Below are 24,365 nucleotides of genomic sequence, written 5' to 3' on the forward strand. Positions count from 1 at the left end.
AAATCAAAGCTTTCCACAACCTTTCAATTTCGGCCGTTTTCGTGACGCGCCGCAGCATTCCGCTCCAAACCCAGGGTAAACACCAACGCTGCTCGCAGCCCCGGTAGCGGAACCCGGTTCTCCAGGACCAGGCGGGCGCCCAGCATTTCGGCAATGGTGCCCACGATCGCCAGGCCCAGGCCAGCGCCCGGCTTGTTCTTGCCTGCCGCGCCCCGGCGGAACCGGACGCAGGCCCGGGCGATATCCTCGGCGGACATGCCGGGGCCGTCATCCTCTACGACCAGCCGCGCTTCCCCGGCTGCGACCTGGATCCTTACGGTGACCACCCCGCCCGTGGACGCATAGCGGATGGCGTTATCGACCAGGTTGCTGACCGCTTCCCGCAGCAGCCACTCGGCTCCACTGACCGCCACGGGTCGCTGATCGGCTTCCAGGCCGATATCGAGTTGCCGGCCGCGGGCGCTGGGAAGCAGTCCCCGGATGACCCCGTCAGCCAGGTCCACCAGATCCACGGGTTCGGGGGTGAATCCACCTTCGGCCAGGGAAGCGTCCTTGGCGCGCGCCAGGGCGAGCATCTGGTTGGTGGTGCGTACGGCCCTGTCCAACCCCTCTTGCATCGCCAGAAGGGCTGTACGGACCTCCTGGGGGTCTGTTTCGCGCAGGGCATATGCCGTCTGGGTCCGCAAAACCGACAATGGCGTGCGCAACTGATGCGATGCGTCGTCCAGGAACTGGCTTTGAACCCTCCCCAACGCCGCAAAACGGGCCATATGGAGATTTACGGCGGCAACCAGGGGTAGGACCTCACCTGGCATGTCGGAAGCGCTCACGGGGCTTAAATCGTCCGCGGAACGTCCTTCGACCTCCTGGCGGAGCCGGACGAGGGGACGCAAGGCCATGAAAACGCCCAGCACGATCACCAGAACGCTGATCAGGATCACTGCCAGGTCGCGTTCCACGGAACGCACCAGCACCTTGTGGAGAAACGCCTGACGGCTTTCCAGCCCTTCGGCCACCTGCACGATGACCCGTCCCCCTTTGTTCGCGTACAGCGGCGGATCCATGGGCCGAGCCAGGGCGGCAACCCTGACCGGCGACCCCTGGTAAGTCGCGTAGAAAAACCGCGGTTCGCCGGAGACCAGCGGCTGGTCCGGCATGGGCAGGTCGGCGTGGCCGATTTCGGCCAGCCCGTCCTCTGTCGCGACCCGGTAGAAAACGCTGCCATTGGCCGTGAGCTCGAAAAATTCCAGCATCAGGTATGGCTGCTCCATGGCTAATCCACCGCTGGCTGTGGATATGTTGTGGTCGATCGCGCGCAGCGCTCCAGAGAGCGACCGGTCGTACGCACTGTCGACCTGGTTGCGCAATTGGTGGTTCGACAGCCACAGGGCGCCCATCATCACGAAGACGAGCGTAGGAATCAGCCACCAGAGCAACTGGCTTTTCAGCGTCCGATTTCGTTTTTTCGTCGCAAAAAAAGCGTTTTTTTTCGGACTTCTAGTTGTCAACAAGGTTCTCCAGGCAGTAGCCCATGCCTCGCATGGTCACGATCTGAACGCCGGTTTCCGCCAATTTTTTGCGCAATCGGTGAACCAGGACCTCGATGGCTTCCAGGTTGATGTCCGCATCGTGGGTAAGGATGCGGTCAAGAATCTGCTGTTTGTTGATGGGTTCCCCGCTTTTCTGAATGAGAACCCGAAGCACCGCATGTTCACGTGGGGATAACTGCAAAGGCTGTCCGCTGACCGTGAATTTCTGCGCGGAGGTTTCAAAAACCAGGTTTCCCAGCGCAAGGCGCGGATGTTCACGCCCGCGACTGCGGCGAATGAGCGCAATCAGCCGGGCCTCGAGTTCTTCCAGGACAAACGGTTTTGGCAGGAAATCGTCCGCTCCCTGGTGAAGCGTTCCGATTCTTTCGGCCAATGAATCGCGCGCGGTCAGGACCAGCACCGGCGTACGGTCGTCTCGCGCGCGAATCTTCGCCAGCAAGGTATGGCCGTCCATGCCCGGAAGTCCGAGATCCAGGATGACCGCGTCGAATTCTTCAATTGCCAGCCGTCTTTCGGCAACCAGTCCGTCATCGGCCCATTCGACGACAAAGCCGGCATGCCTGGCCAGGCTTCGGGCAAGCCAAAGGGCGAGTTCGGCTTCGTCTTCGATCAGAAGGATACGCATGGACGCAGTCCGGGGGGCAGTGGCTGGGCGGAATGGGAAAGCATGTTTGGCTTTTCCTTTATTTCTCTTTATATAAAGACTAATGATTAATAAGGCCTGTGGATAACTACCTTAACCTTGAAAACCTCTTTTTTTTCATCAGCTTGCGAAGCTTTTTGCCTGTGCACGAACTCTGTGTGGGAAAAAAGCTGAAGTTGGACAAGATTTTGGACCCTATCCAAAACCCCCGCTTGTTCAACTAGGCTCCACAACATGTGCACAACCTGCCGCCTTAGGAGTTATCCACAGGCCATTTCTGGGGAACGGGGCTTCGAAGCGGCACTTTTACCCCAAAAATCGACGCTGCGCCCACCCTGTTTTTTGCCCTTTCAGAGGGTCCTGGAGGGCCTGTGAGGCGTTGTCAAAACCAGGTATTGGAGGGGAAGCCAACTCGGTTTGTTTACAGGGGACTGAACAAAAAATGATCACAATCCGCCGTAGAATCCGTCCATGGCAAGAGATATCGGAATCGGGAAATTCGGGTGGGCTACCCGGTTGAGAAGCGGTTTGCTGGCCGACAAGCTGCCCGTCACGTTGTGCATGGCGGCCTTGATGGGCCTGACGGGGGCGCTGGCCACCGTGGTGTTCCGGGAACTGCTGGGCTGGACGCAAATGCTGCTGAGCGGAGGCGACATTCCCCGTGGAATGGTGTCGCTGGCCCGCGGCCTGGACCCCTGGCAGCGCTTCGTGATGCCGGCGGCGGGAGGCGCAATCGCCGGCATCATTCTGCAAATGGCGGCCCGATGGCTGCCCAGGCGAGGCGCGGCCGACTATATGGAGGCTATTTCGATTGGCCGGGGCGTGATCGGCTTTCGCCAGACCGTTGCGCGCAGCCTGTCGTCGATTTTTTCCATTGGATCAGGCGCTTCAATCGGGCGCGAAGGCCCAATGGTCCAACTGGCGGCCATGTGTTCGTCGCTGACGGGCCGCTACCTGGTGCTGCCTCCCCGGCAACTGCGGTTGTTGGTGGCCTGCGGTGCAACGGCGGGCATTACCGCCGCCTACAACGCGCCCATTGCGGGAGCGCTGTTCATCTCCGAGATCGTGTACGGCGTCATTTCGTCGGCCACGCTGGTTCCGCTGGCCGTGGCGTCGGTGGTCGCCAACATCGTCACCCGTCAGATCCTGCACTACGACGCTGTCTTCCATATGCCGCACTTTGAATTCGTGTCGGGCTGGGAAGTGATCAATTATCTTGGGCTGGGTCTGATCGCGGGCCTGGCCGCGCCGCAATTCCTGCGGTTCCTGGACCTGTCGCGCGCCGCGTTTCTGCGGCTGCCTTTTCCGCTGTGGGTAAGGATGACGGCGGGAGGACTGGTGGTCGGCGCGCTTTCAGTGCTGAATCCCGAGGTCTGGGGTAACGGCTACAGCGTGGTCAACAGTATGTTGCACACGCAATGGGCCTGGCAGGCGGTGGCCGCGATTCTGCTGTTGAAGACGCTGGCTACGGCCGCCAGCGTGGGATCCGGCGCCGTCGGCGGGGTGTTCACGCCGACGTTGTTCGTGGGCGCCGCGTTGGGCGCACTGTACGGAACGGGTTTGCACGGACTGTTTCCCGCAGGGGGCTTGTCCGCGGTATCCAGCTATGCCGTGGTGGGTATGGGGGCGCTGCTGGCCGCAACCACTTATGCGCCGCTGATGTCCATTCTGATGATCTTCGAGATGACGCTCAGCTACGAGATCATGCTGCCGTTGATGCTGGCGTGCATGACCGGCTATGTGGTCGCGCAGCGCATACGGCCTGACTCGGTCTACGCGAAATCGCTGGCAAGCAACCGGCTTGCGCGGCGTGTTCTGTCAAAGGAGGATAGGCGCGAAAAATATTGAGTAAAAGCTCATATATTTGCCGAAGTCAGGATCCGGGGCGCTGGGCTCAACGATGTAAGCCGTTCGGGCGAGTGGCGCAAATCCATCCCATTATAAAAGGGGCTTTCGCATGAATACTCGATCAAGTCCGATCTCTCTTGCCCTGTGGGTCTCGATGTACCCGTATCGCCGATAAATGGCGATGTTCTCTGTCATCAACTCCTGGGTGTAAAGACGGATGTGGGCAAAGCCGGCCTGGCGCGTCACGTCCTCGGCCCATCGCAGCATTTCCCGGCCGTACCCCTTTCCCTGCGCCAAGGTTGATACCGCGATGTTGTCCAGCAGCATGCACCCGGCGTCAGGCTCGGGAATCAGCACTATCACGCCTTGGATTCCATCCTGGGAATCCAGCACATGAACCACGCCCTGCGCCACGCGGGCCGGATAGTCGTCCAGCAGCGGACCGGGCGTGGCGCCGATCCGGGCAATGTAATGCGTGTAGGCGTCCTTGACGATGCGTTCGATCGCGCCCACGTCGCCGGGCGTCGCGGGCCGGATCCAATGGGGGCGGTTGGTGGTCATTGCCGCGGACGACTCCCGGCTATTTGCCGATGCAGAAACTGGAAAAAATCTCGCCCAGCAGATCGTCGCTGGTGAACTTCCCGGTGATGCTGGACAGGCTGTCGTGCGCGATCCGCAGTTCTTCGGCAAACAGATCCAGCACGCGGTCGTCCTGGCCTGCGTGCTCGGCGGCCAGTTCCAGGTGTTCCGCCGCGTCCTGCAGGGCATGCAGATGGCGCTCGCGCGCAAGCCATGGCGATTCGGCGCCGGGATTCCAGCCCGCGATCCGCAGCAGTTCGGCGCGCAGCGCATCGAGGCCGGCGCCGCGCTTGGCCGAGACCCCCAGTTCACCTGGCCGGGCGGCAAAGGGAGCGGACAACAGGTCGAGCTTGTTGAATACCTTCAGCACCGGCGTGCGCGGCGGCAGGCGCGCGGTGATCTGGGCGTCGAGTTCATCGCCGGGCTGGGTGGCGTCCTGCAGATGCAGGATGACGTCGGCCCTTTCGATTTCCTGCCACGTGCGCGCGATACCGATGCTCTCTACGGTGTCCTGAGTTTCCCGTAGTCCGGCCGTGTCGACAATGTGCAGGGGAACGCCATCTATATGGATTTCTTGCACGACTTTGTCGCGTGTCGTTCCGGCAATCGGCGTGACGATCGCGATATCGTCGCCCGCCAGCGCATTGAGCAGGCTGGATTTTCCTACATTGGGCTGGCCCGCGAGAACGACGTGCAGTCCCTCGCGCAGGATGACCCCCTGGCGCGCCTGCGCGATCAGCGCGTACAGGTCCGCGGACAGCGCATCGAGCGTGGGGCGGGCCTGATATTTCTCAAGGAAGTCGATTTCCTCTTCGGGAAAGTCCAGCGTCGCTTCAACCAGCATGCGCAGGTGAATGATGCGATCCGACAGATCGTTGACATGCGCCGAAAATTCGCCGGACAGGGATGCCATGGCGCCTCGCGCGGCAGCCACCGACGAGGCTTCGATCAGGTCCGCGACAGCCTCGGCCTGGGCCAGGTCCATGCGGTCGTTCAGGAATGCGCGGCGCGTGAATTCACCGGGTTCGGCCAGCCTCAGGCCCAGGTCGCGGCCCGCGGCCAGACAACTGTCGAGAACGCGGCGCAGCACTGCCGGGCCGCCGTGGCCCTGCAGTTCCAGCACGTCCTCGCCGGTATAGGAATGCGGCGCGCGAAAGTAGAGCGCGATGCCCTCATCCAGCAATTCTCCGGCTACGGATTTGAACGGCAGGTAGTGCGCATGGCGCGGTTTCAGATCGCGTTGGAACAGGCGGCGCACCAATTCGGACAGGTCCGCACCAGAAACGCGCACCACGCCGATGCCACCTCTTCCGGGGGCGGTGGCAATGGCGGCAATGGGGGCGTAGGCGGACATATCAGGGCGACGGCGATGCGAGAACAATAGGGGAATATAACTGTTGCGCGGCACGTTGTTTGCTGGTTACTGTGGCCCCGAGGTTCAAAACCCGAAACAACTCTGGGAGATCACGATGGCATCTCGGTTTTCGCGTGTCTTGGCCTGCGGCTCGGCCGCGGTGATATTGGCCTTTGGCACATTCAGTTCGGCCATGGCCCGCGATCTCGTGATCGCCTTGAAGACCGAGCCATCCTCGATGGATCCGCAGTATCACGCGCTGACGCCCAACACGCAGATCTCCCAGACCATCTTCGATACGCTGGTTGCCACGGACGCGCAGTTGAAGCCGCAGCCTTCGCTTGCGGAATCCTGGACCGTGGACGGCAAGATCTGGACGTTCAAGCTGCGTCCGAACGTGAAGTTTTCGGACGGCACGCCGTTTACCGCGGAAGACGTGGTCTTCACTTATCACCGCGTGCCCAAGGTGCCCAACAGCCCGTCGCCGTTCACCCTGTACCTGGGGTCCGTCGAAAAGACCGAAGCGGTCGATCCGATGACCGTTCGTATCACGACCAAGAGCGTCGCGCCGAATCTTCTGGTGAACCTGGCGCAATTGCCCATCATGTCCAAGAAGGCCGCGTCCGGCCCGGCGGCCGAGGGCAAGACCACCATGGAATTGAACAGCGGCGACGGCCTGATCGGCACGGGGCCGTACAAATTCGTGTCCTGGAAGCGCGGCGCCGAATTCGTGCTGGCCCGCAATGACAACTACTGGGGAAAAAAGCCCGAGTGGGACCGCGTGGTCTACCGTCCGATCAGCAACGCCGCCGCGCGCGTGGCCGCGTTGCTGGCCGGCGACGTCGACATGATCGAGGATCCCCCAACCGACGACCTGCCCAAGCTCAAGGGCGACAAGAAGCTCTTCGTCGAGGAAACACCGTCGGTGCGTGTCGTCTATGTGGCGCTCGACCAGTATGCCGAGCCCTCGCCCGGCGTCCAGGGCACCGAAAAGAACCCGATGAAGGACAAGCGGGTGCGCGAGGCGCTGTCGCTGGCCATCAATCGCGACGCGCTGGTGGAACGCGTGATGGGAGGCGTGGCGCTGCCCGCGGGCAATCTGTTGCCCTATCCCATGTTCGGGTCCAGCAAGGAACATTCGAAGGCGCCAAAAGCGGACGTGGAAAAGGCCAAGGCGCTTCTGAAGGAAGCCGGCTACCCCAACGGGTTTTCGATCACGCTGGGCTCGCCGTCCGGCCGCTACGTCAACGATTCGAAGGTTGCGCAGGCGATCGCATCGATGTGGACACGCATCGGCGTGAAGACCAGCGTGGATGCCATGGCGCCACCCGTGTTTTTCAAGAATCGTGACAGCTATGCGTTCTCGGCCTATCTGGCGGGATGGTCCGTGACCAGCGGAGAAATGTCGAATGCGTTGACGTCCCTGCTGATGACGCGCAATCCCGAAGCCGGCCAGGGCACCACCAACCGCAGCCGTTATTCCAATCCCAAGATGGACGAACTGGTGAAGGAAGCCTCGTCCACCATGGATGACGCCAAGCGTGCCGAGCTGCTTTCCACGGCCAGCAACATCGCGATGGATGACTTCGCCATGTTGCCGGTGCATTTCGAGCTCTCGGTCTGGGCCATGAAGAACGACATCCGCTATCAGGGCCGTCCCGACCAGGTCACGCTTGCGCAGTTTGCAACGCTGAAGAAGTAACGCGCACAGCAGGCGGTATCTTGTGCTTGCAACGATAGTAAGAAGGCTCCTGCAGACCATCGTCGTCATGCTCGTCATGTCGGCGCTGGTCTTTGCGGGCATCTACATGGTGGGCGATCCGGTATCCATGCTGGCCAGCCCGGAGGCCACGGAAGCGCAGCGCGCCGCCATCAGCGCGTCGCTGGGGCTGGATCAGCCGTTGTGGCGCCAATACCTGATCTTCATGAGCCAGGCGGTGCGCGGTGACTTCGGCAACAGTTTCCTGACCGGCGAGCCGGCCATGCACCTCATCCTGGAACGCATGCCCGCCACGGTGGAGCTGGCCTGCGTCGCCATGCTGCTGTCGGTGCTGATCGGTGTGCCGCTGGGCATTCTGGCGGGCCTCAAACCCAAGGCGGCGGGGTCGCGGGCGATCATGACCGGTTCCGTTCTGGGCTTTTCGCTTCCCAACTTCTGGGTGGGCCTGATGCTCATCATGGTGTTCGCCGTGATCCTGGGATGGGTGCCGGCGGGTGGGCGCGGACAGACAGTCAGCATCGGTTCCCTGCAACTGAGCGTGCTGACGCTGGACGGCTGGTTGAGCCTGGCCCTGCCGGCCGCCACGATCGCCTTCGCCAAGTGCGCCATGATCATCCGCGTGACGCGGGCGGCGACGCGTGAAGCCTTGCCCATGGACTACATCAAGTTCGCGCGCGCCAAGGGATTGTCCGAAAGACGCGTGCTGGGCGTGCATCTGCTGAAGAACATCCTGATTCCCGTGGTGACCGTGGCAGGCCTGGAATTTGGCCAGGTCATGGCGTTCGCGGTGGTGACCGAGACCGTGTTTTCCTGGCCGGGAATGGGCAAGCTGCTGATCGATTCCATCATCAACCTGGATCGTCCGGTAGTGGTGGCGTATCTGCTGCTGATTGTCTTTTTCCTGGTCATGTTGAACCTTGTGGTGGACATCATCTATACGGTGCTGGACCCGCGCGTACGTTTGGACAGCCGCCGATGAACACGCCCGCCACCCCCGCCACCGCTGCCGCGCCGCCTTCTTCCGCCAAGGAACAATCGCCCTGGCGCCGTTTCGTCGCCGATTTCTTTGCCAGCAAGCTGGCCACGCTGGGCCTGGTGATGTTGGTCGCGATCGTGGGCGCCGCGCTGCTGGCGCCATGGATCGCGCCGCAGAATCCCTATGATCTGGCCAGTCTGGACATCATGGATTCCAAGCTCAAGCCGGGCAGCGAAAGCGGCGACGGCTCCATGCGCCACTGGCTGGGCACCGATGGCCAGGCGCGGGATCTGTTGTCTGCCATTCTTTACGGCATGCGCACGAGCCTGATGGTGGCCACCGTGTCCGTGCTGGCTGCCTTTGGCATCGGCGCCACGGTGGGGCTGATAGCGGCGTATTTTGGCGGGCGCATCGATGCCTTGCTGATGCGGGTTGTGGATATCCAGTTGTCGTTCCCCGCCATTCTTGTCGCCCTGATGCTGCTGGCTATCCTGGGCAAGGGTGTGGATAAGGTGATCATCGCGCTGATCGTCGTGCAATGGGCCTACTTTGCCCGCGCGGCGCGCGGTGCGGCGCTGGTCGAGCGCGGCAAGGAATACGTGGAGGCGGCGCGCTGCATGTCGCTATCCTGGGGGCGCGTGCTGTTCCGCCATGTGCTGCCGAACTGTATGCCGCCCCTGATCGTGATCGCCACGATCGACCTGGCCCACGCTATCGCACTCGAAGCCACCCTTTCGTTCCTGGGGGTGGGCGTGCCGGTGACCGAGCCGTCGCTCGGCATGCTCATCTACAACGGCTTCGAGTACCTGCTGTCTGGCCAATACTGGATTTCCTTCTTCCCCGGCATTGCGCTGGCGCTGGCCATCATTGCCATCAATCTGGTGGGCGACCATCTGCGCGATGTGCTCAACCCGCGCCACGCGAACTGAGGACGGGCGCGATGCAGACAAATCCTGTGGAAAAGTCCCTGGCTGCGCCTTCGCCGATTCTTGAGGTGCATGGGTTGAAGACGCACTTCTTCACGCGCAACGGCGTAGTGAAGGCGGTGGACGGCGTGGACCTGATGTTGGCCGAAGGCGAAATCCTGGGGCTGGTGGGCGAGTCCGGGTCGGGCAAGAGCATCACCGGTTTTTCGCTGATGGGGCTGCTCGACGAGCCCGGCCGCATCGTCGACGGCCATCTGCTGCTGAACGGCGAAGACCTGCGCGGTGCATCGCCGGCGCGGTGGCGGCAACTGCGGGGCCAGGAGATCGCGATGATCTTCCAGGATCCGATGATGACGTTGAATCCCGTGTTGCGCGTGGACACGCAGATGATCGAGGCGGTACAGGCGCACGGCAAGGCGTCGCGCGAACAGGCTCGCCAACGCGCCCTGCAGACCCTGACCATGGTGGGCATACCGTCGCCTCAAGAACGCCTGCGGGCCTATCCGCACCAGCTTTCGGGCGGCATGCGGCAGCGCGTGGCAATCGCGATCGCGCTGCTCAATTCGCCGCGCCTCATCATCGCCGACGAGCCCACCACCGCGCTCGATGTCACGATACAAGGCCAGATCCTCTTCGAAGTGCAGAAACTCTGCCGCGAAACGGGAACCGGGCTGATCTGGATCACGCACGACCTGGCGGTCGTGGCGGGCCTGGCGGACCGCGTGTCCGTCATGTACGCGGGCCGCATCGTGGAAACCGGCAGCACCGAGGCAGTCATCAGCCATCCCATGCACCCATACACGCACGGGCTGATCGCTTCCATCCCGACGCCGGAGTCTCGCGGAAGACCGCTGGTTCCGATTCCAGGCATGACCCCCTCGCTATTGAACTTGCCGCAAGGCTGTGCGTTCCGCGGCCGCTGTCCGCGCGCCACGGAGGCCTGTCTGGCCGAGCCGCAGCCCGTGGAAGTCCGCCCGGCGCAATGGGTGCGCTGCTGGCACGCTGGAGGTCCGGACATCAAATGAGCGTAGCCGATCATTCCGCCGTTACTCCCATCCTTGCGTTGCGCGGGGTCGAACTGCGCTTCGTGCAGCCGGTGGATCTGGCCGGACGCATCGCGAACCTGCTGGGCGCGGGCTTGAAGACCCAGGTGGTGCATGCCGTGGCCGGCGTGGACCTGGAAGTGCAGCCGGGCGAGGTGATCGGTATCGTCGGCGAATCGGGCTGTGGAAAATCCACGCTCGGCCGCATTGTGTCTGGCATCTTGCCGCCGACAACGGGCGACGTCTTCTATCAGGGCAAGGCTGTTCGCGCCATGAGCGGCCAGGAGCGGCGCGCCTATGAGCTGGGCGTGCAGATGATCTTCCAGGATCCGTACGCATCGCTGAACCCGCGCATGCGCGTGCGCGAGATCATCGGCGAGGCGCCCGTGGCGCACGGCCTGATCCCGTCGCGGGACAAGGCGGATTATGTGGCCGGCCTGATGCGCCAGGTTGGGCTGGATCCGAGTTTCGCACAGCGTTATCCCCATCAATTCTCGGGCGGCCAGAGGCAGCGCATCGGTATTGCGCGCGCGCTGGCGCTCAAGCCTTCGGTGATCGTCTGCGACGAGGCCGTCGCCGCGCTGGACGTGTCCATCCAGGCCCAGGTGCTGAATCTGTTCGAGCAGCTTCGCGCGGATCTGGACCTGACCTATCTATTCATCAGCCATAACCTCAGCGTGGTCAGCCATATCTCGGACCGCGTGGCGATCATGTATCTGGGACGCGTGGTTGAACTTGCGCCGACCGACACGGTGTTCCAGCGGGCCAATCATCCGTATACCCAGGCCTTGCTGAAAGAGCTGCCTACGCTGGTGCCAGGACGGCGCGCGTATCAGCCGATCAAGGGCGAGCTGCCCTCGCCGCTGGATCCTCCGCCCGGTTGTGCGTTCCACCCGCGTTGTCCACACGCCATGCCGCGGTGCAAGACGGAACGTCCCCTGCTGCGGGAGATCGCGCCTGGGCAGTTCAGCGCGTGCCATTTGAACGATGCCGGCTGACCCTGATCCGAAAAAGGGCTGGACGCGGGATGGGGGGAGCGCGAGAATTCCCGCACGAGCAGGCCATTCCCGCGTGCGCCATCCATCAACCTTCACTGCTTATCCACAGCCATGAAAACCATAGCCGAAATCGAACGCGTACACGGAGACCTCACCGCATTGCGCCGGGATATCCATGCGCATCCTGAACTGGCGTTCCAGGAAACGCGCACCTCCACGCTGGTGGCCGAGCGTTTGCGCGGCTGGGGGCTGGAAGTGCATACGGGGCTGGGGAAAACCGGCGTGGTGGGCGTGTTGCGGTCAGGCAGCGGCAAGAAGACCATCGGGCTGCGCGCCGACATGGACGCGCTGCCGATGCCCGAACACAACCGCTTCGCGCATAAGTCCACGATCAGCGGCCGCATGCATGGCTGCGGCCATGACGGGCACACGACGATGCTGCTGGGCGCCGCCCAGTACCTGTCCACGCACCGGAACTTCGACGGCACGGTCGTGTTCATCTTCCAGCCCGCCGAAGAAGGCGGCAACGCCGGCGCCCGCGCCATGATGCAGGACGGCCTGTTCGACAAGTTTCCCTGCGATGCGGTGTTCGGCATCCACAACATGCCCGGCATGCCCGTCAACCAGTTCGGCTTCCGTTCCGGCCCGACGATGGCATCCAGCAATCGCTGGGACATTGTCATCAAGGGCGTCGGCGGCCACGCGGCGCAACCTCATGCGTCCGTCGATCCCATCATCGTCGCGGCCGACATGGTGCATGCGCTTCAGACCGTGATCTCGCGCAGCAAGAATCCGCTGGATCAAGCGGTGCTGTCGATCACGCAGATCCACGCGGGCGACGCGTATAACGTGATTCCCGGCGAAGCGGTGCTGCGCGGCACGGTACGCACGTATTCGGTTGAAACGCTGGACAAGATAGAAGCCGACATGCGGCGCATCGCCACCACCTTGCCGCAGGTCTATGGCGGCACGGGCGAACTGGATTTCGTCCGCGCCTATCCGCCCCTGGTGAACTGGGAAAAGGAAACGGCTTTCGCGGCGCAGGTTGCCGAAGACGCCTTCGGCGCCGAGAATGTGCTGCGCGACATGCCGCCCTTCATGGGCGCCGAGGACTTCTCGTTCTTCCTGGAAGCGATTCCGGGCGCCTATCTGTTCCTGGGCAATGGCGACGGCGACCATCGCATGGAGAGCTATCACGGCATGGGGCCCTGCCAGCTTCACAACCCCAATTACGACTTCAACGATGCCCTGCTGCCGGTGGGGGCGAGCTATTGGGTGAAGCTTGTCGAAGCGTTCATGCCGGCGCCGTAAGGACCGATACGCTATTTGCTTATACGTGTTTTGCGATAAAGCCGCGGGCGTTCCCCGCGGCTTCGTTCCTTATGACGAGAAGCTCTGTTCAAACGCCGATAACTTCGTTTGAGATACAAGGCGCGCTTTTCATAATCGACCGTTCCAGACATGCCGCAAGGCGAACCGGAGCGATCGATGTCCCAGAGCAACGCCTTGCGGCGCGAAGTAGACGCCGCCCCTTTCGTACCCCAGGACCAGTCCTTTGAACTGCGCCCCCTGCCTGGCCCCGTGGGCGCCGAGATCATCGGCCTGGACCTGTCGCGCGAACTGACGCCCGCCGACTTCGCGCGGGTTCATCGGGCGCATCTGGATCATCACCTGCTGGTGTTCCGCGACCAGCGCATCACGCCCCAGCAACATATCGATTTCAGCCGCCGCTTCGGCCGCCTGATGGTCCATGTGCTGCACCAGTTTCATCTGGCGGGTCACCCCGAGATCCTGATCGTCTCCAACATCCTGGAGGACGGCAAGCCGATAGGCTTGGGGGACGCGGGCAAGTATTGGCATTCGGACATTTCGTACAAGGAACTGCCCAGCCTGGGGTCCTTGCTGCATGCGCAGGAACTGCCGGCGGAAGGCGGCGACACCCTGTTCGCCAACATGCACCTGGCCTACGACACCTTGCCCGCCGCCCTGCGACATGCGGTGCAGGGCAAACGTGGCGTGCATTCCTATCTGGCCCAGTACGGGCAGTTGCAGAAGGAAGGAAACTGGCGCCCCAACTTGAGCGCGCAGCAGATCGCGCAGGTGCAGGAGGTGGTGCATCCGGTGGTGCGCACGCATCCGGAGAATGGCCGCCGCGCGCTGTTCGTGAGCGAAGGATTCACGACCCGCATCGAAGGCCTGCCGGAAGACGAAAGCCGCGCCCTGCTGGGCGAATTGTTCGCGCACAGCATCCGCCCCGAACACATCTACCGCCATCGCTGGCAGCCGCATGACCTGGTGTTCTGGGACAACCGTTCGCTGATCCATCTGGCGGGCGGCACGCCGGATCATCTGCGCCGCAAGCTCTACCGCACGACGATCGAAGGCGATACGCCTTTCTGAAAATGTGGCCGCCCACGGCGCCCCACCACTTATCCACAAGGAACGCCATGCGTTTGTCCTCTGCATTACGGGATCGACTGGTCCAAACCGCCACAGGCGCTGGCCTGGCGCTGATTCTTGCCGTGCTGGCGTTGGCCTCGCCCACGCCCGCGATGGCCGAAGGGCGCATCCGCATCGCCGAGCAATACGGCATTGTGTATTTGCTGCTGAATGTGGCGCGCGATCAGCAGCTCATCGAAAAGCACGGCAAGGCCGAAGGTGTGGATATCTCGGTGGAGTGGGCGAAGTTGTCCGGCGGCTCGGCGGTGAACGATGCGTTGCTGTCGGGCGCCGTGGATATCGCCGGCGCCGGCGTGGGACCGCTGCTGACCATCTGGGACCGGACGCACGGCAAGCAGAATGTGAAGGGCGTGGCGTCGCTGGGCAATTTTCCCTATTACCTGGTCAGCAACAACCCGAACGTGAAGACGATCGCGGACTTCACGGACAAGGACCGCATCGCGGTGCCGGCGGTGGGCGTATCGGTGCAGTCGCGCGTGCTGCAGCTAGCCTCGGCCAAGCTGTGGGGCGACGCCCAGTTCAACAAGCTGGACAAGATCTCGGTGGCGTTGCCGCATCCGGACGCCGCCGCGGCGATCATCGCGGGCGGCACGGAGATCACGGGTCATTTCGGCAACCCGCCCTTCCAGGAGCAGGAACTGGCCGAGAACCCGAAGGCGCGCATCGTGCTCAATTCCTATGACGTGCTGGGCGGCCCCAGCTCGTCCACCGTGTTGTTCGCCACCGAGAAATTCCGCCGCGACAATCCCAAGACCTACAAGGCCTTCCAGGAAGCGCTGAAAGAAGCCGCGGCATTTGCCGCCGCCGATCCCGAGAAGGCGGCGGATATCTATCTGCGCGTCACGGGCGCCAGGCAGGACCGCGACTTCCTGATCAAGGTGATCAAGAATCCCGACGTGCAGTTCAAGCTGCAACCCCAGAACACGTTCGCGCTGGCCGAGTTCATGCACAAGGTGGGCGCGATCAAGAATGCGCCGGCTAGCTGGCGCGACTACTTCTTCGACGATCCCCTCACCGCGCAGGGAAGCTGATATGGGCCTGAGCGCCGCCGCCCCTGTGGATAAGGTTGAAAAGGCCAGGCCCTTGCTGGCTGTGGATAAGGTGTCCATCGAATATAAGACGCGTGAACGGCGCGTTCGCGCGACCCATCAGGTGAGCTTCGATGTGCACGGCGCCGAGCGCTTCATCCTGCTGGGACCGTCCGGCTGCGGGAAGTCGACGCTGCTCAAGGCGATCGCCGGATTCATCGAACCGACCGAAGGGCGCATCGCGATCGACGGCAAGCGCGTCCAGGGGCCGGGCCCGGACCGCATCGTGGTGTTCCAGGAATTCGATCAGCTTCCTCCCTGGAAGACCCTGCGCCAGAACGTCGCGTTTCCGCTGCTGGCCTCGCGCAAGCTGAGCCGGCGCGAGGCCGACGAACGCGCGATGCACTATCTGGACAAGGTGGGCCTGTCCGCGTTCGCCGACGCCTACCCCCACACCCTTTCCGGCGGCATGAAGCAGCGCGTGGCCATTGCCCGGGCGCTGGCCATGCAGCCGCGCGTGCTGTTGATGGACGAGCCCTTCGCGGCACTGGACGCATTGACGCGCCGGCGCATGCAGGAAGAACTGATGGCCTTGTGGGAAGACGTGCGCTTCACCCTCTTGTTCGTCACCCATTCGATCGAAGAGGCGCTGGTGCTGGGCAGCCGCGTGCTGCTGCTGTCGCCGCATCCCGGGCGCGTGCGCGCCGAATTGAACGCGCATGGCTTCGACCTGCACAGCCAGGGCTCGGCGGCCTTCCAGGCAGCCGCAAGACGCATCCACGACCTGTTGTTCGATGCGCCCTCGCCCGCGCATGCCGAACGCGTGGCCGCTTGAAGGAAAACGCATGAACAGCACTTACGCCGGGTCGGCCCTGGTCCGCCCCGAGGTGGAATACGACCTTCCGCCCTTGCCCGCGCAGGCCGCCGAAACGCCGTTGCCGTGGCTCGAACGCCTGTGGCAGCATGCCAGCCTGCGCAAACTCGTCATCCTGGCACTGCTGGCCGGCCTGTGGGAACTGGCAGCGCGCTATACCGACAATGACCTGCTGCTGCCCGGCGCCTGGCAGACCGCGCAGGCCTTCGTGCAGGGTATCGCCAGCGGCGAACTGCTGGCGCGCGCCGGACAGTCGCTGCGCGTGCTGGTGCAGGGGTATGTAGCCGGCGTGGCGCTGGCTTTCGTACTGACCACGCTGGCGGTGTCGACGCGGTTCGGGCGCGACCTGCTGTCCACCCTGACCGCCATGTTCAACCCCTTGCCGGCCATCGCCTTGCTGCCGCTGGCGCTGCTGTGGTTCGGCCTGGGCGAAGGCAGCCTGGTCTTCGTGCTGATCCACTCGGTGCTATGGGCGCTGGCGCTGAACACCTATGCGGGCTTTCTTGGGGTATCCGAGACCCTGCGCATGGCGGGGCGCAACTATGGGCTGACGGGGCTGCGGTATGTCCTGCAGATCCTGGTGCCGGCGGCGCTGCCGGCCATCCTGGCGGGCCTGCGGATAGGCTGGGCATTTGCCTGGCGCACGCTGATCGCCGCCGAACTGGTGTTCGGCGCGTCCAGCGGCAAGGGCGGGCTGGGCTGGTACATCTTTCAGAACCGCAACGAGTTATACACAGACCGGGTGTTCGCGGGCCTGGCGGCCGTGGTGATCATCGGCCTGCTTGTGGAAAACCTGGGATTCGATACCTTGGAGCGCCTGACTGTCCGGCGGTGGGGCATGCTGCGCTGACGCCCATGGCGGGGCATTGCACGGCGGGAAAAAAAAGGGGCGATCCAAGGAACGCCCCTTTTCTCATCCGCGCGGCCTGAGGGCTACAGGGTCAATCCCAGCGCGCGGGCCACGCCCGCGGCGTAGGCGGGATCGGCCTTTCTGAAGTGCTCGAGCTGACGACGCTGGATTTCCTCGGGCACGCCGGCCATGTGGCGGCCGATATTGCCGAACAGCAGTTCCTGCTGCGCCGGCGTCATCAGACGGAACAAGGCGCCGGGCTGCGAGTAGTAGTCGCCATCGACCCGGTGGTTCCAGCGGGCGGCGGCCTGGCCGTCGAGCGCCAGGGGCGGTTCGCCCGCCGACGGCGTTTCCTTCCATTCGCCCGCGCTGTTGGGCTCGTAGTTCAGCGTGCGGCCCGCATTGCCATCCACGCGGCCGGCGCCGTCGCGGTGGAAACTGTGGACCGGGCATCGCGGCGCATTCACCGGAATCTGGTGGTGGTTGATGCCGAGGCGGTAGCGGTGCGTGTCGCCATAGGAGAACAGGCGGCCCTGCAGCATCTTGTCCGGCGAAAAGCCGATGCCGGGGACCACGTTCGCGGGGGTGAACGCGGCCTGTTCGACTTCCGCGAAGTAATTCTCGGGGTTTCTGTTCAGTTCGAGCACGCCGACCTCGATCAGCGGATAGTCGCCGTGAGGCCAGACTTTGGTCAGGTCGAAGGGGTTGATGTGATAGGTCGCGGCCTCGGCTTCGGGCATGACCTGCACGTTCAGCGTCCACTTCGGGAAGTTGCCCTGCTCGATGTTGTCGAAGAGGTCGCGCTGCGAACTCTCGCGATCGTGGGCGACCACTTGCGCGGCTTCCTCGTCGCTCAGACAGGCGATGCCCTGCTGCGACTTGAAGTGGAACTTCACGTAAAAGCGCTCGCCGTCACCGTTGATGAAGCTGAAGGTATGCGAGCCAAAACCGTGCTGCTGGCGCAGATTGGCGGGAATGCCGCGGTCGCTCATGAGCGTGGTGACCTGATGCAGCGATTCTGGATTGAGCGACCAGAAGTCCCAGGCGGCGGTGGCGTTGCGCAGGTTGGTTCTGGGGTCGCGCTTCTGGGTGTGGATAAAGTCGGGAAACTTCAGCGGGTCGCGGATGAAGAAGACGGGCGTGTTGTTGCCCACCAGGTCCCAATTGCCTTCGTCGGTGTAGAACTTGATGGCGAAGCCGCGAACGTCGCGTTCGGCGTCGGCCGCGCCGCGTTCACCGGCCACGGTGGAAAAGCGAAGAAACAGCGGGGTCTGCTTGCCAACCTGGGAAAACAGGCGGGCACGGGTGTAGCGTGAGATGTCGTGGGTGACGGTGAATGTGCCGTAGGCGCCGGAGCCCTTGGCATGCACGACGCGCTCGGGAATGCGTTCGCGGTCGAAATGGGCAAGTTTTTCAATCAGCCAGAAGTCTTCCAGCAGCGCGGGGCCGCGCGGGCCGGCAGTCAGCGTGTTGTTGTTGTCCGGCACCGGCGCGCCCGAGGCGGTGGTCAGAGGCTTCTTGTCGGTCATTGGCACACTCCCTATGTCATTCCTGGATTGCGCGGGCCGCTGGTGGGGCCGCGCGGCGTTGCAGTTACCGTCCGGGCTGAACAGAGCCGCCGAACGGTGAACGCAAGGCCATGATAGGAGCGGCGAGAGGCAATGTGAAGTTGATTGATCTGCCAAAGACAATTAATAATAACTATCAAAGCCTGTCTTGGGCATAGAAAATGCTGAGCAGGCCATTCCCCTTTTTTGTGGACGGGCGCAAAAAAAAACCGGCCCAGGAGGCCGGTTTTTCGTACGGGGGCGCCGATCAGCGATTGGCCGCCGCCTCCGCCTTGCGCTGCATGGCGCGCGTGATGGACCACTGCTGTGCGATCGACAGGGTGTTGTTGACGCACCAGTAGAGCACCAGGCCGGCCGGGAAGAAGAACATCATCCCGCCGAACACCAGGGGCATGATCATCATGACCTTGGCCTGGATGGGATCCGGGGGCGTGGGGTTCAGTTTGATCTGCAGGAACATGGTGGCCATCATGATGGCGGGCAGAATGAAGAACGGGTCGCGGACCGACAGGTCATGGACCCACAGGATCCACGGCGCGCCGCGCATTTCCACGCTGGCCAGCAGCACCCAGTACAGCGAGATGAACACCGGGATCTGGACCACCATGGGCAGGCAGCCGCCCAGCGGGTTGATCTTCTCGGTGCGGTACATCTCCATCATGGCCGCGTTGAGCTTCTGCTTGTCGTCGCCGTACTTTTCCTTCAAGGCCTGCAGGCGCGGAGCCACCTGCTTCATGCGGGCCATGGAGCGGTAGCTGGCGGCGGCCAGGGGGTAGAACACGGCCTTGATCAGCACGGTCAGCGCCACGATCGTCCAGCCCCAGTTGCCCAGGATGGAATGCAGCCAGGTCATCAGCGTGAACAGCGGCTTGGCGATGATGGTCAGCCAGCCATAGTCGACGACCAGTTCCAGGCCGGGGGCGAGCGCCGCCATGGCCTTCTGGTCTTGCGGGCCGACCCACAGGTGCGAATCGACGCGCGCGGCGGCGCCGGGGGCGATCTCGCCGACGGCTTCGATGCTGCGGGCGGCGTACAGGTTCTTCTGGACTTCCAGCAGTTCGTTCGTGCGCGGCTTGCCTTGCGGCGGCACCCAGGCCGTGGCGAAGTAGTGCTGAACCACGGCGATCCAGCCGTTGTCCGTCTGCTTGATGTAGTTGGCCTTCTTCTTTTCGATGTCGCTGAACGTGCTCTTCTGGAACTTGTCCTGTTCCGAGTAGACGGCGAAACCGGTGAACGTGTGATAGAAGCTGGACGTGTCGGCCGGGTCGTTGCCGTCGCGCTCGAGCTGCAGGTACAGCGAGGGCGTCACGGGTGCCGCGCCGAGGTTGGCCAGGTCATGGCGCACGTCGATGTCATAGCGGCCGCGATGCAGCGTGAACGTCTTGGTGACCTTCACGCCGCCCGATTCGCCTTCGAACGTGACGACGAGGTTGTCGCCGGTGAGTTCACGTTCTTGGGACACGAGACGGAAAGGCGTCTGGTGCGTCGGGAAGGTCTGGCCATTGGGGGCGCCGACCACACCGGTCTGCACCACATAGTTCAGGCCCGCCGAGCGGTCCAGCAGCACCGTGGGCTTGTCCGGCTGGCCGGTCGCCGGGTACTTCAGCAACTCGGCGCGCACCAGTTGGGCGCCCATGGTGTCGAACGTCAGGCGCAGCACGTCGGTCGTGATGACGATCTCTTCCGAGCGTGCGGCAGCGGGGGTGGCGGCGCCGGGCACCGCGGAGGGGGCGCTGGCCGCGGCTGCGGGCGCGCTGGGCACCGAAGGCGTCGCGTTGTTCGCGCCAGCCTGCGATTCGCTCGTGCTGGCCGTGGGCGCGGGGCCCCCGAACAGCGACGGCTTGCCGTTATGGATTTGCCAGTTGTTCCAAAGGAGCAACAGCGAAAAGGAAAAAATCATCCAGAGGACGGTTCGTCGGATATCCATGGTGCCTACTGAAGTGAATACGGGCCAGCAAAGCCCGCCAGTTTAGCGTCAATCGTGCTCGGTGCGGTGGCTGTGGGAGCAGCACGGGGCGTCATTGGTTCCCTTGGCCGGCGGAACCGGATCCAACCCGCCGGGCGACCACGGATGGCAACGGCCGATGCGCCGGACCGCCAGCCAGAGGCCGCGCCAGGCGCCATGGCCTTCGATCGCCTCGATCGCGTAAGCCGAGCAAGTGGGAGTAAAGCGGCATTGCCTGCCGATCCAGGGACTCAGGAAAAACCTGTAGAACCGGATCGGGGCAATGAGTAGAGCCTTGATCATCGCGCGATCCGCTCAAAGTGAGCGTCCACTTCGGCTCGTGCCGAGCGTTTCAGCGCGGTGAGCGTGGCGGGGGTGACCTTGCTATGCAGGCGCACGACGTAATCTTTTGCCGGCAACGCCAGGCGCCGATGGCGAAACGCTTCGCGGATGACCCGCTTCAGCGCGTTACGCGTACTGGCGTGGGCAGCGAACCGCTTGGCGATCACCAGCCCCAGGCGGGCACAGGCATCCTGGCCGGGAGGCAGATCATTGGGAGCCGAGCTCACAATGAAGAACGCCCCTCGGGCAAGACGCCGGCCTTTGAGGGCGGCGGCGAACTCGGAGGGGCGATGCAGCCGCGCCTCCGGTGGAAGCGTGGAGCGCGGCATGGACTGCGGGTCAGGCGTTTGCGCGGAACCGGAACAGGATTGCGAGAGGTCTTGCAATATGGCCGGTCCGTGCAGATAGTCAGGTTTCCGGAAAACCGGAAAACCAGGACTTAGACGGCCAGACGCTTGCGGCCCTTGGCGCGACGGGCGCTCAGGATGGCGCGGCCAGCGCGGGTTTTCATGCGCACGCGAAAGCCATGGGTGCGCTTGCGGCGGGTAACGGAAGGTTGGTAGGTACGTTTCATGGACGATCCACAAAAAGAACAAAAGTCAGAAGGGACCTGCCCGGAGGGTTCCAGGTCGCGAAGTTCAGAAGCGGGTATCTAAAGAGCAACTTTTGCGTAGCATTCTTGCGTCAGGTGCAAAAAACAACCTGTGCGAAAACAACCGGTGCAAAAAACAACTCGTGTAGACGGGGCTCTGGACCGAGAATTTCTTCTCGGTGCTCTGAGAATTTCTTCCCAGGCGACCTATTCAGCAAAGCTAAAAACCGGACAATTGACCAGCGAGGCATCAATGAAGACACCACTTTCTGGCAAGCCCGGCTAAGCTCTCTGTGAAACCTTCTGACAGACAGAATTCGGAAAAGCCCACCATTTCAGCAAGTTTTCCCTGTCTTGTCAAACAGTTAAGCCAGGCAAGTGTAGACGCTTGCGCCCTACCCTGTGGATAACCCGTGCCCAGGCAAGGTAGAATCGAGGTTTGAATAAGAGCGACATGAAAGAATTCTGGCAGACCTGCGTCAGTCGTCTTGAGCAGGAACTCCCCCCCCAACAAATCAGCGCGTGGATACGGCCGCTGGTCCCGCTTGCGTACGACGAAACGCAGGCGGTGCTGCGCGTTGCCGCGCCCAACCGCTTCAAGCTGGATTGGGTGCGGAAGAACTTTTCCCACCAGATCGAGGCGTTGGCCGCGGAGTGGTTCAAGCGACCGGTACAGGTCCTGTTCGAGTTGCCTTCCCATGGAGCCGCGCCGCGCATGCCCGTCGCGCCCGTGCGTGCGCAGCAGCCCGAGCAAACCCACCTGTCCGCTGCATCACCCTCGGGCGGCGCGCCGCCAGTGAACGTCACGGTATCGTCCGCCCCGCCCCCTCCCGCGACCACCGTCGCGGCGCAGGCAGTGAACGCGGATGCGGCCAATATCGTGTACGAGCGCTCGCGCCTGAACACCGACCTGACGTTCGAGAACTTCGTGACGGGTAAGGCCAACCAGCTCGCGCGCGCCGCCGCGCTGCAAGTGGCCGAGAACCCGGGCACCTCCTACAACCCGCTGTTCCTGTACGGGGGCGTGGGGCTGGGCAAGACTCACTTGATCCACGCCATCGGCAATGCGATGGTGGCGGCGGGTACCGGGGTGCGCGTGCGCTATGTGCATGCCGACCAGTACGTGTCCGACGTGGTCAAGGCGTACCAGCGCAAGGCGTTCGACGATTTCAAGCGCTACTACCATTCGCTGGACCTGCTGCTGATCGACGATATCCAGTTCTTCTCCGGCAAGAACCGCACGCAGGAAGAGTTCTTCTACGCGTTCGAAGCGATGGTGGCGCAGCGCAAGCAGATCATCATCACCAGCGATACGTATCCGAAGGAACTGTCGGGCATCGACAGCCGCCTGATCTCGCGCTTTGATTCCGGTCTGACGGTGGCCATCGAGCCGCCGGAACTGGAAATGCGCGTGGCGATTCTGCTGCGCAAGGCGGAATCCGAAGGCGTGCCCATGCCCGAGGAAGTGGCGTTCTTCATCGCCAAGCATCTGCGCAGCAACGTGCGCGAACTGGAAGGCGCGTTGCGCAAGGTGTTGGCCTACGCCCGCTTCCACGGCCGCGATGTGCTGACGGTCGATGTCTGCAAGGAAGCCCTGAAAGACCTGTTGTCGGTCTCCAACGGCCAGATCACCGTGGAAAACATCCAGAAGACGGTGGCGGATTTCTACAAGATCAAGGTGGCCGACATGTACTCGAAACGCCGGCCGGCCAATATCGCGTTGCCGCGCCAGGTTGCGATGTACCTGGCGAAGGAGCTGACCCAGAAAAGCCTTCCGGAAATCGGCGATTTATTCGGCGGCCGTGATCACACCACGGTGCTGCACGCCGTCCGCAAGATTTCCGACGCCCGCGCAAAGCAGGCGGAGCTCAACCATACCCTGCACGTGTTGGAACAAACTCTAAAAGGATGAACATGCAACTCGTACAAACCACACGCGATGCATTGCTGAAACCGCTATCGACTGTGGCGGGCATCGTCGAAAGACGCCATACCCTGCCCATTCTTGCGAACATCCTGATGCGCAAGGAAGGCAATAAGGTTGCCTTCATTGCGACCGACCTGGAAGTGCAGATCACCACTCATGCCGACTTCGGCGTGGGCCAGGACAACGAGTCCACCACGGTCGCGGCTCGCAAGTTGCTGGACATCCTGAAGGCGCTGCCGGACACGGGCGACGTGCGCCTGGCGCTGGCGAGCAACAAGCTGTCGGTGCAGTCGGCCAAGAGCCGCTTCGCGCTGCAGACGCTGGCCGCCAGCGAGTTCCCCACCGTGGCCCAGCCCGAGCAGTGGGACGTCTCGCTGACGATGCCGCAACGCACGTTGCGCCACCTGTTCAACATGGTGCACTTCGCCATGGCCCAACAGGACATCCGTTATTACCTGAACGGCATGCTGCTGGTGTTTGAACCCGGCCGCGTGCGCGCCGTCGCCACCGATGGCCACCGCCTGGCGCACTGCTCGACGGAAGCCGACGGCATCGCCGAACGCCATGAAGTGATCGTGCCGCGCAAGACCGTGCTGGAAATGCAGCGCCTGCTGGAAGACTCCGACGAGGTGGTCTCCATCGATGTGGCGCCGGGCCAGATCCGCTTCCGCTTTGGCGACGTCGAACTGGTGTCCAAGCTGGTTGAAGGCAAGTTCCCCGATTTCACGCGTGTGATTCCCACGAACTACACGCGCCACTTCCTGGTTGGGCGCGAAGCGCTCCAGGGCAGCCTGCAGCGCGCCGCCATCCTGACCACGGACAAGTTCAAGGGTGTGCGCCTGCAGTTGGCGCAGAACCAGATGAAGATCTCGTCTTCCAACGCCGAGCAGGAAGAGGCGCAGGAAGAAATCGACATCGACTACAGCCATGAAGCACTGGATGTGGGCTTTAACGTGGGCTATTTGCTTGACGTGCTGGCCAACGTGAAAGTCGACAATATCCAGTGGTCGGTCATGCCCGACGCCAACGCGTCGGCGCTCATCACCCTGCCCGAAGACGACCAGTTCAAGTACGTCGTCATGCCCATGCGGATTTGATCCGCGCCCAATTTGTGGGTTTGTGCCGCTTGCGGGCCTGATGGC

22 protein-coding genes are annotated in these 24,365 nt (G+C 63.0%); 13 read left to right on the top strand and 9 right to left on the bottom strand.

All coding sequences use genetic code 11. The annotated features are described in order from the left end of the window. Window positions 1-23: 23 nt before the first annotated feature. Window positions 24-1,508, bottom strand: coding sequence for a sensor histidine kinase (locus ASE30_RS19725; RefSeq protein WP_156407717.1), 1,485 nt, complete (start codon window positions 1,506-1,508; stop codon window positions 24-26). Continuing rightward, window positions 1,498-2,175: a response regulator gene (locus ASE30_RS19730; RefSeq protein ID WP_057285978.1), complete on the bottom strand. Its 678-nt coding sequence runs from the start codon at window positions 2,173-2,175 to the stop codon at window positions 1,498-1,500. The genes ASE30_RS19725 and ASE30_RS19730 overlap by 11 nt, the downstream gene beginning before the upstream one ends. 489 nt (window positions 2,176-2,664) lie before the next feature. Between ASE30_RS19730 and ASE30_RS19735 the strand changes: the two genes are divergently transcribed. Continuing rightward, window positions 2,665-4,041, top strand: a complete 1,377-nt coding sequence (locus ASE30_RS19735; protein ID WP_057285979.1) for a ClcB-like voltage-gated chloride channel protein — start codon at window positions 2,665-2,667, stop codon at window positions 4,039-4,041. A 90-nt stretch (window positions 4,042-4,131) separates the two neighbouring features. Here ASE30_RS19735 and ASE30_RS19740 read toward each other — a convergent pair whose 3' ends face one another. After that, on the bottom strand, window positions 4,132-4,602 hold the full coding sequence (locus ASE30_RS19740; RefSeq protein ID WP_057285980.1) for a GNAT family N-acetyltransferase: 471 nt from the start codon (window positions 4,600-4,602) through the stop codon (window positions 4,132-4,134). Window positions 4,603-4,621: 19 nt separating this feature from the next. Beyond that, complete coding sequence (mnmE, locus tag ASE30_RS19745; protein ID WP_057285981.1) at window positions 4,622-5,974, bottom strand: tRNA uridine-5-carboxymethylaminomethyl(34) synthesis GTPase MnmE; 1,353 nt, start codon at window positions 5,972-5,974, stop codon at window positions 4,622-4,624. A gap of 115 nt (window positions 5,975-6,089) precedes the next feature. Here mnmE and ASE30_RS19750 point away from each other — a divergent pair, with 115 nt between their 5' ends. The 10 genes from ASE30_RS19750 (at window position 6,090) to ASE30_RS19795 (ending at window position 16,849) form a co-directional block, all read left to right on the top strand. Further along, window positions 6,090-7,676 (top strand): ABC transporter substrate-binding protein, encoded by a 1,587-nt coding sequence (locus ASE30_RS19750; RefSeq protein WP_057285982.1) that lies wholly within the window; start codon window positions 6,090-6,092, stop codon window positions 7,674-7,676. Between the two features lie 22 nt (window positions 7,677-7,698). Then, window positions 7,699-8,673 carry an ABC transporter permease gene (locus ASE30_RS19755; protein WP_057285983.1) on the top strand — a complete coding sequence of 325 codons (975 nt, stop codon included), beginning with the start codon at window positions 7,699-7,701 and terminating at the stop codon, window positions 8,671-8,673. Beyond that, window positions 8,670-9,599 (top strand): ABC transporter permease, encoded by a 930-nt coding sequence (locus tag ASE30_RS19760; RefSeq protein WP_057285984.1) that lies wholly within the window; start codon window positions 8,670-8,672, stop codon window positions 9,597-9,599. Before ASE30_RS19755 ends, ASE30_RS19760 begins: the two co-directional genes overlap by 4 nt. Before the next feature lie 11 nt (window positions 9,600-9,610). Next, window positions 9,611-10,621: an ABC transporter ATP-binding protein gene (locus tag ASE30_RS19765; protein ID WP_057285985.1), complete on the top strand. Its 1,011-nt coding sequence runs from the start codon at window positions 9,611-9,613 to the stop codon at window positions 10,619-10,621. After that, on the top strand, window positions 10,618-11,637 hold the full coding sequence (locus tag ASE30_RS19770) for an ABC transporter ATP-binding protein (RefSeq protein ID WP_057285986.1): 1,020 nt from the start codon (window positions 10,618-10,620) through the stop codon (window positions 11,635-11,637). The genes ASE30_RS19765 and ASE30_RS19770 overlap by 4 nt, the downstream gene beginning before the upstream one ends. Before the next feature lie 111 nt (window positions 11,638-11,748). Continuing rightward, on the top strand, window positions 11,749-12,948 hold the full coding sequence (locus tag ASE30_RS19775; protein ID WP_057285987.1) for a M20 aminoacylase family protein: 1,200 nt from the start codon (window positions 11,749-11,751) through the stop codon (window positions 12,946-12,948). Between the two features lie 177 nt (window positions 12,949-13,125). Further along, on the top strand, window positions 13,126-14,037 hold the full coding sequence (locus ASE30_RS19780; protein ID WP_057285988.1) for a TauD/TfdA family dioxygenase: 912 nt from the start codon (window positions 13,126-13,128) through the stop codon (window positions 14,035-14,037). A gap of 47 nt (window positions 14,038-14,084) precedes the next feature. Beyond that, window positions 14,085-15,128, top strand: coding sequence for an ABC transporter substrate-binding protein (locus ASE30_RS19785; RefSeq protein WP_057285989.1), 1,044 nt, complete (start codon window positions 14,085-14,087; stop codon window positions 15,126-15,128). Window position 15,129: 1 nt separating this feature from the next. Then, complete coding sequence (locus ASE30_RS19790; RefSeq protein ID WP_057285990.1) at window positions 15,130-15,960, top strand: ABC transporter ATP-binding protein; 831 nt, start codon at window positions 15,130-15,132, stop codon at window positions 15,958-15,960. 10 nt (window positions 15,961-15,970) lie between these two features. Continuing rightward, the gene (locus ASE30_RS19795) at window positions 15,971-16,849 is read left to right on the top strand and encodes an ABC transporter permease (protein WP_057285991.1); all 879 of its coding nucleotides are present in this window, start codon (window positions 15,971-15,973) and stop codon (window positions 16,847-16,849) included. A gap of 83 nt (window positions 16,850-16,932) precedes the next feature. Here ASE30_RS19795 and ASE30_RS19800 read toward each other — a convergent pair whose 3' ends face one another. The 5 genes from ASE30_RS19800 to rpmH all read right to left on the bottom strand — a co-directional run bounded on the left by ASE30_RS19800 (window position 16,933) and on the right by rpmH (window position 21,278). Further along, the gene (locus ASE30_RS19800) at window positions 16,933-18,378 is read right to left on the bottom strand and encodes a catalase (protein WP_057285992.1); all 1,446 of its coding nucleotides are present in this window, start codon (window positions 18,376-18,378) and stop codon (window positions 16,933-16,935) included. 286 nt (window positions 18,379-18,664) lie between these two features. After that, entirely contained in the window at window positions 18,665-20,344 is a 1,680-nt protein-coding gene (yidC, locus tag ASE30_RS19805) for a membrane protein insertase YidC (protein ID WP_057285993.1), read from the bottom strand. 48 nt (window positions 20,345-20,392) lie between these two features. Continuing rightward, window positions 20,393-20,665: a membrane protein insertion efficiency factor YidD gene (gene yidD, locus ASE30_RS19810; RefSeq protein WP_057285994.1), complete on the bottom strand. Its 273-nt coding sequence runs from the start codon at window positions 20,663-20,665 to the stop codon at window positions 20,393-20,395. Next, window positions 20,662-21,033, bottom strand: a complete 372-nt coding sequence (locus ASE30_RS19815; RefSeq protein WP_057285995.1) for a ribonuclease P protein component — start codon at window positions 21,031-21,033, stop codon at window positions 20,662-20,664. Before ASE30_RS19815 ends, yidD begins: the two co-directional genes overlap by 4 nt. A 110-nt stretch (window positions 21,034-21,143) precedes the next feature. After that, window positions 21,144-21,278, bottom strand: a complete 135-nt coding sequence (gene rpmH, locus ASE30_RS19820; protein ID WP_006228069.1) for a 50S ribosomal protein L34 — start codon at window positions 21,276-21,278, stop codon at window positions 21,144-21,146. 472 nt (window positions 21,279-21,750) lie between these two features. Here rpmH and dnaA point away from each other — a divergent pair, with 472 nt between their 5' ends. Both dnaA and dnaN read left to right on the top strand, forming a co-directional pair. Beyond that, window positions 21,751-23,208: a chromosomal replication initiator protein DnaA gene (gene dnaA / locus ASE30_RS19825; RefSeq protein WP_057285996.1), complete on the top strand. Its 1,458-nt coding sequence runs from the start codon at window positions 21,751-21,753 to the stop codon at window positions 23,206-23,208. A gap of 2 nt (window positions 23,209-23,210) precedes the next feature. Beyond that, entirely contained in the window at window positions 23,211-24,320 is a 1,110-nt protein-coding gene (gene dnaN / locus ASE30_RS19830; protein WP_057286307.1) for a DNA polymerase III subunit beta, read from the top strand. Window positions 24,321-24,365: the final 45 nt, after the last annotated feature.

The organism is Achromobacter sp. Root83, assembly GCF_001428845.1.
GTDB lineage: Bacteria > Pseudomonadota > Gammaproteobacteria > Burkholderiales > Burkholderiaceae_B > Achromobacter.